Below are 9,232 nucleotides of genomic sequence, written 5' to 3'. Positions count from 1 at the left end.
AGACGCTCAAAACGCCGGCGATCCTCGGTCCAGTACACGCCCGAAGCATGTCATGACCAGGACTGCCCATCCATGATCGACAGGACACGCCCTAGAAGGCGGGGGATGGTGCTTCGGGTGGGCGGCCGTGGGCGCGAATGATGTCCGCGGTGGCGATTCCGGCCAGGACCAGGTTCGCGGCGATGGCGACCCCCAGCGGTGGTACGTACACCATCACCGGCGCGGCGAGGGCCAGGACGAGCAGTGCGACCAGCCGGGATGGGGAGACTCGGCTGAATACCTCGTACTCGAATCGGGCTCGGCCGGCCAGGAACAACGCGGGCCCGCCGAGAATGACGGCGACGAGCCCGAGGGTGGTGTCGCCGCTGGGGTGGCGGATGATGGTTTCGGCTCCGGCTGCGGCGACGACGACGCCGGCGACCATGATCAGGTGGGTGTAGGGCGCTGACCGTACGAGCCGGCCTGGGTCACGGGAGGACTCGATGGCGGCCTGTAGCAGGACCCCGGCGCGTTGGCGGTAGATCTGCCACAGCAGCACGGTGGTGACGAACGTGAGCACGAACGCGACGGTCCGGTCGAGCGCGAATCCGCGGCCGGCGAATGTCAGGGTGGGGACCAGGATGAGGTCGCCGAGGGCGAGAGTGAAGAACTGTTGGTAGCGCTCGGCCAGGTGTTCGGCCGCTAGCCGGTACTGCGAGCTGGGTATCCGACCGAGCCGGGGTGTGGGGTAGCGGAGCCAGGCCGACCCGTAATCCAGGGCAAGGGCCGCCGTCCACAGCGCGCCACGCGTGGTGCCTGCCATGGTGGCTCCGGCGAGCCACGGCACGGCCGAGACGGAGAACCAGAAGAGAAATCGCGCCGCGTGTCGACGTGGCTGCGGTCCCCGCAAGACGGGCGCCAAGAAGAGATTGCGGCCAAGGTGGATCGCCACGTAGGCGGCCGCGAAGACCACGGCGTCGCGGGTGAAGGCCGCGGGCAGCGCGGCGGCCATCAGTATGGTGCCGAACATGACCGAGATGGTCATGAGGTAGATCGGTGGCCGATGCGGTAGGTAGAGGTCGGTCGTGAGCGCGGTGACCGACCAGACCCACCAGAGTGCCATCAGCAGGACCAGGGTTTGAAAAGCGCCGGGCCAGGTCAGATCAGCGGCCAGCTTCTGCGAGGTCAGGGCGAGCGCGGCAACGAAGACCAGATCGAGGAACAGCTCTAACAGGGTTGCTCGTTGCGGTCCCTCGGCCTGGCGGGTCAGCCCCACCGCCCGGTCGTTCGTCACAGGCCGCCCGATCTGGCGAACGGTCGGCCAACGGCAATCGGCGGCTCGCCTCGATACTCCGCCGCCCGGCTGCCCCTAAACACGATCATAATCTGACAAGCCGCCCCTTTCGGGCCAATTGTATACGGGACTGAACCGCCGAGTACCCAGGAACGACAGCGCATTGCCGCCTCCGCCGGGCGAAGCGGTCGTGCAGGCCGTCCTCGTCCTGTACGGCGTCGAGACCAGCCGCTGCTCAGGGTGAAACGGCTCAGTGTGGCCGCGCCGAAGGGCGCATTGCCCTGGCGACGTGAGCAGCGGTGGCGATCAGGGCCCGCGGCAGCGGGGTAGGCGCCAGGCAGACGACGGCCAGGATCAGCGGCAGGAGGGTGCGCGTCGCGGTTGTTGGCGCGTTGGTGCACACCGTGTTGCGCTCTGCCGGGCGACCAGGGCGTGGGCTTCGGGGAAGGGGAAGTGCCTCATGTGGTCCGGCTTGTGCCCTATCCGAGCGTGCTACGGTGAGTCCCGTTGCAGTTGTTTTCCGAATTTCGCCAGCGCGTGGCGGATATCCGATCCTCGGCGCTTGGTATTTTCCGGTCATCTCCGGATGTGGGCGATCAACACCGCGACGTCGGGGCCCGCACGGTGTGGGTCCCGAATCCAGCCTTCCAAGGAGAAGACATGGCTGTCGGCACTGTGAAGTGGTTCAACGCGGACAAGGGCTTCGGGTTCATCACCCCGGACGGCGGTGGCGCGGACCTGTTCGCCCATTTCTCGGCGATCGCCTCGAACGGCTTCCGCAGCCTTGATGAGAACCAGCGGGTCGAGTTCGACATCACGCAGGGAGCCAAGGGCCCGCAGGCCGCGAACATCCGCGCCATCTGAACCACCGCCGGCGCGTGCCTACCGCCCCTCGATGGTTGGCAGGCGTCGGCGTCGGCGCAGCACCCGCCGGGAGGCGCCCATGTTTATAGCGCCGCCGCAAACCGGCAGCGGAAGCGCGTACGCCCATCTCCTGCGCCAGATCCGTGGCGCTGGACTGCTGGAGCGTCGCACCGGGTACTACGTCTGGAAGATCGCCATCACCGGTCTGCTGTTCGCGGCCGGCTGGACTGCCTTCGCGCTCATCGGGGACTCGTGGTGGGTGCTGATCGTCGCCGGTTTCCTCGCGTTCGTCTTCACTCAACTCGGGTTCCTCGGGCACGACGCCGGACACAGGCAGATCTTCGCGTCCCGGCGGGCGAACTATGTGCTCGGGCTGCTGCACGGCAATCTGGCCATCGGGCTGAGCTACGGCTGGTGGGTGGACAAGCACAATCGGCACCACGCCCACCCGAATACAGACGGTGCCGACCCGGACCTTGAGATCAGGGCGCTCGCGTTCACCTCCCGCCAGGCCGGAGACCGCGGGCGCGTTGCCGCGTTCGCGTACCGCTACCAGGCATTTTTCTTCTTCCCGCTGCTTCTGCTGGAGGGCCTTAGCCTGCACGTGAACAGCGTGCGTGCCCTGCTGCGCCGCGGCGGACGCCCCCGCGCATGGGAGTCGGTGCTGCTCGCCAGCCACGTCATCGGTTACCTCGGCGCGGTCTTCCTGATACTTTCGCCGGTCCGTGCGGTCGTGTTCATCCTCGTCCAGCAGGGCCTGTTTGGGCTGTACCTCGGGTGCAGCTTCGCGCCGAACCACAAAGGTATGGCGATCCTCGCCGCCGGTGACCGCACCGACTTCCTGCGCCGCCAGGTGCTCACTTCGCGGAACGTGCGCGGCCACTGGCTGACCGACTTCATGCTCGGCGGCCTGAACTACCAGATCGAGCACCACCTGTTCCCCAGCATGCCCCGGTCGAACCTGCGGCGCGCGCAGACGATCGTCGAGTCGTTCTGCCGCTGCCACGGCCTCACGTACTGTCAGACGGGCCTGTTCGAGTCGTACGCCCAGGCGCTGCGCCACCTGCACGCGGTCGGACGTACTCCTTGTCCGGCGGGTGCCTGAAACCGGTCGCCTGACCGGCAACCGCACCGCGCACATGTACTACGAGGCCGGTGCCCGGCTCACCGCCACCATCATGAACGGAGCATGTCTTGCCTACGCCGACCGGCGCCCTGCTCACGCCCTTCGTCGCGTTCCGCGCCGACGAGTTCGACGGACTGCACCTCGCGCATCTTCCGTTCGTACCGGAGATCCGCCTGCACCTGGCCGATGACGCGATCCTGTTGCGGGCCAGGTTGGAGGCGCGCGTCGGGCCGGGCCTCACGCCGTTCTGGGCGAACGCCTGGGTCGGCGGCCAGGCCCTCGCCCGGTACGTCCTGGACCATCCGCAGGTGGTGGCCGGCCGACGGGTGATCGACGTGGCGTCCGGGTCCGGTCTGGTCGCCATCGCCGCCGCCAAGGCGGGCGCCGCCGAGGTGACCGCCAACGACATCGACCCGTACGCACTGGCGGCCGTCGCGATGAACGCCACGGCCAACGCGGTCACGCTGGCGGTGAACGAGGGCGACCTGCTCGACGGCGACGGCGGCCCCGCCGACGTGATCCTCGCCGGCGACGCCTTCTACGACCCCGAACTGGCCGCGCGGATGCTGGGGTTCCTACACCGCGCCGCCGACCGCGGCGCGCGTGTCCTTGTCGGTGATCCCGGCCGCGGGCACCTGCCCGACCGATGGCTGAAGGTACTGACCAGCTACCAGGTACGCGGCTTGGGCGCCGCCGAGGACGCCGAAATCACCGAGGTCTCGGTGCTCGGCCCCACCGGGTAGCGTTCAGCGGCCACCTCTGCGAGCGCCCGGCCGGGCCGGGGCGGAAACGCGCCGGCCGTTCACTCGAGCCTGGGTCCCGCATCTTCAGAGGCTGGGCGTGCCGGGCGCGTGAGCAGGTCCTGCAGGCCAGTCAGCGTCAGCACCGCCTCGGCGGGGCTGCCGGGTTCGGCGGCGACCCGCAGGCGGTCCAAGTCCGCCGCGAGGCGGTGCAGGAGTTGCACGCCCGCGCTGCTGAGATGACTGACCGCGCTGACGTCGATGATGAGGGGTAGAGCACCGCCCCGGTTGGCCTGCAGGATCGCGGCGTGCAGTCGGGAGGTGGTGACCACGTCCACCGGGCCGTGCACTTCGAGCGTCTTCCCGTCCGGGCTTTCGATGACGTGAATCGATATCTCATCGACCATGGGGTTGCGGCGGCGAGTAGCCCTCGGATGCACGGCCCCGCTGGTCACGATGGTCGGGCGACCGAGGCGGTGGCGCATGCGGAGGCTGGTGCCGACGTCGGTGCGGACGACCTCCAGATGGTCGACGAGACCGCGGATCATCGCCAGTCCGCGACCGCGCCTCCCGGGATCGGGCAGTGCTGGGCGCCATCGTCCCCGGTCGGCGCAGGTGAGGTGAACGACGCCGTCACCGTCCAGGACGGCGTCCACGGAGAAGGCCGCGGGCGAGTCGGATGAATCGGCGTGTTCGATGGCGTTGCCGGCTGCTTCTCCCACGGCGTGAATGAGGTCGCTTATGTCCTCGGCGCTGGCACCGATCGTGCTCAGCCAATCGATCAGCTGCCTGCGCAACGGGCGCAACGCGGCCGGCTCGGCGGGCAGGGTGAGATGCAGGGGTGTGACGGGTTCGGGCAGGAGGTAGGCGGCCAGGATCGTGATGTCGTCGCGGTAGCCGCCGTCGGCGAGCATGAGGCGTTCGGTGACGAGCGTGCAGATCCGGTCGGGCAGCCGGTCGGGAACGGAGGTGTTCTCGTGGAGAGTGTCGTGCCGGGCCGCTGAAGCGGCGGTGGCCAAGGAGTGGGCGCCCTCGCGCAGACTGCGGTGCGGCCGTTCGATCAGGCCGTCGGTGTAGAGCAGTACGACGTCCCCTGCGGCAAGTCGGGTGGTGTGGACGGTGGCCGGGTCGGACCGCGTACCAAGCGGACTCGCCGGGGTCAGGGGCATGAATGTGGTGTTGCCGGCGGCGTCGACCAGTAGCGGCGGAGGATGGGCGTGGCTGGCGACCTCCAGGGTGCCCGTCACCGGGTGGAGCACCGCGATGCACGTCGTGGCCGCGCGGGTGGCAGTGCTGTGGCCGGCGAAGTCATCAAGGACGGCCAGCGTCTGAGACAGGGTGCTGCCGGAGCGTAGCGCCTGCAGAGCGACGGCGCGTAGCTGACCCATTGCGGCCGCGGCGGCGGCGCCGTGCCCGACGACGTCGCCGACGGCCAGGGCGATGCGGTCGTCGGGCAGGGGAACGACGTCGAACCAGTCGCCTCCGGCGACGAGGTCGCTACCGGCGACCAGGTAGTGGGCGGCGACCTGAACCCGGGGCAGGACGGGCAGGACCTTGGGCAGCAGGCTGCGTTGAAGTTCCAAGATCAGGCTGGCTGCGTAGCGGTAGCGTTGCTCGGAGGTGGTGGCGGCAGACTCGGCGGCGCGTCGGGCGGTCACCACGTCGGTGGCGTCGACCGCCTGCACGATGACACCGTGGATCGACCCGCCCGGGTCGCGCCAGGGGGCGATGTCGAAGGTGTAGAAAGTTTCCTCGAGCTTCCGGCCGCCGTGCCGGTCTGTCAGGATCCGCTGCTCGTAGCCCTGGGTGCGGGTGCCGTGCAGGGCCTGGTCGAGGAGCTCGAAGATGTGTTGGCCGGCGAGCTCCGGCACCGCCTGCTTGAACGGCTCCCCGATCAGGTCACGGCGATTGCCGACGGCCGCGCGTACCTCCGGGTTCGCGGCCACAACCCGCAGGTCGGGACCCTCGAAGACCCACACGAACCCGGGGAGCTGCTCGAACGCCTCAAGGACCTTCCGGGGATCGCCGGATGACCAGTGTTGATCCGCTTCTGCCACTGACCGTTGCCCCTCGTCTGGACCTGAACAGGCCGCACGATGTCATACCTACCCTGATCCCAGGTTCAATCCACCTGTGCGTCCACATCTCGGTGGGAGCCACGTACCGCGTCACGGGTGACCCGGCGAGCTTTGCCGAGCAGGACAAGGACGTCAAGATCACGACAGGCCTGCACGTCGACGCGGGCAGGCCCTGACATCGGTGCAGATCACGTCGGGCGCCCGCTGCCGTGACAGTGTTGCCCATCCCCGCCCCAAGGGGGACTCCGCCGCGCCGGCGGCACGAGCCTGTTCCCCGCGCCCGTGCTGTGATCGTTGGACAATGCAAGGGCGTAGTTGCAAAAGGTGCCGTGTTGATGCCGAGCCCATGCCGACGTCGAATTGGCACTGGACTTGGTAATTGTTCCTTGGCCAGCCGAGTTCCCTGTTTTCGTTCGCGCGCACGGCGTTGTCCGTGTACTCTGACCGAGAGTCGCCAGGCGGGCTCACCGGTCGCGCGAAATCCGCAGGTTCTGCGGTCAGTATGGCGGCGAACTGGAGATCAGCGCTCGCCGAGGAGTTCGGCGACGCGCGGTCCGGGGACCTGGCGGCTTTGACGTTTCACGGCCGGCCTACCGGCGAGCAACGATGGACAGTCTGAGGCCGGTTTCTGTTTCCTCGATGAGCACGCGTTCGCCGTGGCTGTGGTCTGGCAGCATCGCGTCGTACAGTTCTTCGTTGCTGATCTCCACCGTGCCACCGGATCTGTCAATGAGGACGTTGAGTACGGCGCGCAGGTTGACGTCGCTGAGGTAGCGCATGGGGGTTGTCTCCGTAAGTCCTGCTGCTCGGTGCGACATGAAGGCAGTTCAGTCCCGGCGACCGGGATGACGTCGGCTCGTCAGAAACCGGCCGACGCGGCGGGGCGCTGCTCCAGGCGTGTGCTGGATCTCGCCAACGAGTGCAGCGATATCGACGAACGGTGCGGGTTGGTGGGCCACGCCTGGACCCAGGTCAACGCTGCGGCGAACAAGGAATCCGTGTGCTCCTTCCCGCGTGCCTGAGGTCGTGGCGGATCGTGCGGTGGGAGCCGGTCAGGCTGGGCGACGACCGCCCCGCGCGACGAGCCCCCGGCCCGGAGGCCGGTCACCTGTTCCCGCAGGCCGTAGTGGCGCGGCGGCGTCCGCCAGGCCACCGGTCCCAGCAAGGCCACTCTCACCGAGCTGTCGACTCGCCGAGCTCGGCGGGGTCGAGACGCAGGGTCGCGAGCAGCCCGGCGTGCCGGGTGGTGTCGACCCGCTCCGGCAGCTCCCGCTCGACCCAGTCGGCCCTGGTGTGCTGGCCGCGCCGACGCAGCGCGGAGACGATCGTGTGCCGGGCGATTGTCATGATCTGCTCCTCGGTGGCGATGGTGGGAAGATTGCCGGTCCTTCGCTGCCTCCGCGGAGGCGCTGTCGGCGCGGGCGCCGGTTCCGTTGGCACAGACCGTCCGGCGGGTCCAGCATCGGCTATGCGGGAAGCGACCGCGGCAAGGTCGCCGGGGGCGGTGCGGAGACGGCCGCCACGCCCTCCCAGGCGCGTCAGCCCGCTCTGTCGGCCGTCGCCCCGGACCTCATGCGCGGCGACGGTGAGCAGCTGCGGAGCATGGACCATGTTGCCGGCGGTGGCGGCGCGCGCCATCGCCGCCTCGGCCAGGTCGACCGGGGTATCCGGCGGGACGACCAGCAGGTCGACCCGATCCTCGTTGAGGCAGATGGCGGTCAGCAGGCTGGCGGGCTGACTGGTGAAGTAGCCCAACCGCAGCACCCTGCAGCCGACGGTCAGGCGGCGTGGGTTGCCGTCCCAGATCTCGGTGTTGAGAAGCAGCCTGACGATCGGCCCGTGCAGCAGGTCGATGGCGAGGACGAGGCCGGGCAGCTCCGCGAGCGGATCTGTCGAGCGGGGCCACCAGCCGCCGTCGAGCAGCGTGCGCGCGGACCGGGTCGGTTCGATCCGCAGGCGCGGCGTCGATGGCGGCGATGGGGGAGCGAGGGCGCTGGTCGATGGCGTCATGTTGGATCCTTATCGCCGTGACCGCGGCGTAGCGGTGGGGTCGTGCGCGGGGTCGCGCCAACCGCCGGGCGGGTGCCGGTTCGCCGACCCGTACGGCCGGGTCGTCGCCAGTGGCGGCGCTGCAGCTGGGCGATGCGGGCGGTGCGGATCACCATGGCGACGATCGCGGGCGGCGCGCCGTGGCGCGGACGCCGATCCGGGTCGCGCCGGCGCGGGTCAACGGCACCCGGCCCGGTGGGAGGGGGAGTGCTCCCCACACTCCGACGGCGGGAGGTCGGTCGGGCCGCTGCGGATCGGGTGCTTCGGGTACGAACATGGCATCCCCTCGGGCGGAGCCGGCGTGGCGGGCACCTCAGGAGTGGGATGTCGTCGATTCCGGGATAGCCCCAGCCTACGCCTGTTCGGGCCGGTTAGATCGGTGATGCCGCAATAGGGGGCCAGGGCTCACCCCGAACGGTCCGTTGTCGGCGCCCGTCCGACGACGCGTAGGTGCGCGAGATGGCCGGGTTCCGCAGGCCGCGAAAACCGAGGTGACCGACGGCCGCCGAACCACAAGCCGATCCGACGTCGTGTACGGCCCAGGCGATGGCGTGGTTGTCGGTCGCGGCCAGCTGCATGATCGGGCTCCTCTGCTCGACGTCCGCGTACTCGTCGACAGCCCCCGGGCGGTACAGGTTGACAAGAGAGGTGCCGTTAGCGAAACAGCCCGAGGACTCCACCATGTTGGGTGCGGTTCAAAGGGTTAGGTGGCGGACGGTCGGTGGGGCAGCCAGTCGAGGAATCGGCGGCGGAGTTGGTCCTGCGGCACGGAGGGCAGGTCGTGGATGGCGGCGGCGAAGCATGATCGTAGGAGGTCGTCAGGCAGGCGGGTGGATAGACCATCGCGACCTTCCTGGCGGTGGTGTCGACGGTTGCGTCGGTCCAGTCGACGGGCTGCTTCGCGGCTTCGATTGCTTCGTCGCGGTTCATGATTTGCACTGTTCCGTATTGCCTCAGCGTGCCTGAATTCTTCGCCGATTAGGTGCCGAGCGGTCACTAACAGTTAGTGAGCCATTTTCATCCTGCGTAGCGGTTCGCTTCGACGTGGTGCAGGACGAGGATGGCCTGCACGATCGCGGTGGCGCGGCGGGGGCAGCAGCGC

The 9,232-nt window shown here is 69.0% G+C and carries 8 protein-coding genes and 1 pseudogene; 4 read left to right on the top strand and 5 right to left on the bottom strand.

Annotation, left to right across the window (positions count from 1 at the left end; genetic code table 11):
- Positions 1–91 precede the first annotated feature (91 nt).
- Positions 92–1,273, bottom strand: coding sequence for a low temperature requirement protein A (locus tag ACFYML_RS36245; protein WP_387424949.1), 1,182 nt, complete (start codon positions 1,271–1,273; stop codon positions 92–94).
- A 660-nt stretch (positions 1,274–1,933) separates the two neighbouring features.
- Here ACFYML_RS36245 and ACFYML_RS36240 point away from each other — a divergent pair.
- The 3 genes from ACFYML_RS36240 (at position 1,934) to ACFYML_RS36230 (ending at position 4,006) form a co-directional block, all read left to right on the top strand.
- Positions 1,934–2,137, top strand: a complete 204-nt coding sequence (locus tag ACFYML_RS36240) for a cold-shock protein (RefSeq protein ID WP_073838824.1) — start codon at positions 1,934–1,936, stop codon at positions 2,135–2,137.
- Between the two features lie 79 nt (positions 2,138–2,216).
- On the top strand, positions 2,217–3,242 hold the full coding sequence (locus ACFYML_RS36235) for a fatty acid desaturase family protein (RefSeq protein ID WP_387424948.1): 1,026 nt from the start codon (positions 2,217–2,219) through the stop codon (positions 3,240–3,242).
- Positions 3,243–3,331: 89 nt separating this feature from the next.
- A complete protein-coding gene (locus ACFYML_RS36230) occupies positions 3,332–4,006 on the top strand; it encodes a class I SAM-dependent methyltransferase (protein ID WP_387424947.1) in 675 nt (224 codons plus the stop codon).
- 59 nt (positions 4,007–4,065) lie between these two features.
- On the opposite strand, the gene ACFYML_RS36225 is transcribed toward ACFYML_RS36230, so the two are convergent.
- Entirely contained in the window at positions 4,066–6,060 is a 1,995-nt protein-coding gene (locus ACFYML_RS36225) for a SpoIIE family protein phosphatase (RefSeq protein WP_387424946.1), read from the bottom strand.
- Between ACFYML_RS36225 and ACFYML_RS36220 the strand changes: the two genes are divergently transcribed.
- A complete protein-coding gene (locus tag ACFYML_RS36220) occupies positions 6,033–6,257 on the top strand; it encodes a hypothetical protein (protein ID WP_387424950.1) in 225 nt (74 codons plus the stop codon). The two genes, ACFYML_RS36225 and ACFYML_RS36220, sit on opposite strands and share 28 nt — an antisense overlap.
- Before the next feature lie 414 nt (positions 6,258–6,671).
- Here the strand turns inward: ACFYML_RS36220 and ACFYML_RS36215 are convergent, their stop codons facing one another.
- The 3 genes and pseudogenes from ACFYML_RS36215 to ACFYML_RS36205 form a co-directional block, all read right to left on the bottom strand.
- Entirely contained in the window at positions 6,672–6,860 is a 189-nt protein-coding gene (locus tag ACFYML_RS36215) for a hypothetical protein (RefSeq protein ID WP_387424945.1), read from the bottom strand.
- Between the two features lie 394 nt (positions 6,861–7,254).
- On the bottom strand, positions 7,255–8,091 hold the full coding sequence (locus ACFYML_RS36210; RefSeq protein WP_387424944.1) for a DUF5994 family protein: 837 nt from the start codon (positions 8,089–8,091) through the stop codon (positions 7,255–7,257).
- Positions 8,092–9,147: 1,056 nt separating this feature from the next.
- A pseudogene (locus tag ACFYML_RS36205) lies at positions 9,148–9,232 on the bottom strand (IS5/IS1182 family transposase); the annotation flags it as partial.

This window comes from Micromonospora sp. NPDC007230 (assembly GCF_042869115.1).
In the GTDB taxonomy this organism is placed as follows: Bacteria; Actinomycetota; Actinomycetes; order Mycobacteriales; family Micromonosporaceae; genus Micromonospora.
The sequence above is the reverse complement of the archived record's forward strand: the minus strand, read 5'-3'. Positions and strand labels throughout refer to the sequence as shown.

Coding starts and splice junctions, on each gene's coding strand:
- ACFYML_RS36210 (WP_387424944.1), bottom strand. CDS start 8,091: ATGACGCCATCGACCAGCGCCCTCGCTCCCCCATCGCCGCCATCGACG.
- ACFYML_RS36240 (WP_073838824.1), top strand. CDS start 1,934: ATGGCTGTCGGCACTGTGAAGTGGTTCAACGCGGACAAGGGCTTCGGG.
- ACFYML_RS36220 (WP_387424950.1), top strand. CDS start 6,033: ATGACCAGTGTTGATCCGCTTCTGCCACTGACCGTTGCCCCTCGTCTG.
- ACFYML_RS36235 (WP_387424948.1), top strand. CDS start 2,217: ATGTTTATAGCGCCGCCGCAAACCGGCAGCGGAAGCGCGTACGCCCAT.
- ACFYML_RS36215 (WP_387424945.1), bottom strand. CDS start 6,860: ATGCGCTACCTCAGCGACGTCAACCTGCGCGCCGTACTCAACGTCCTC.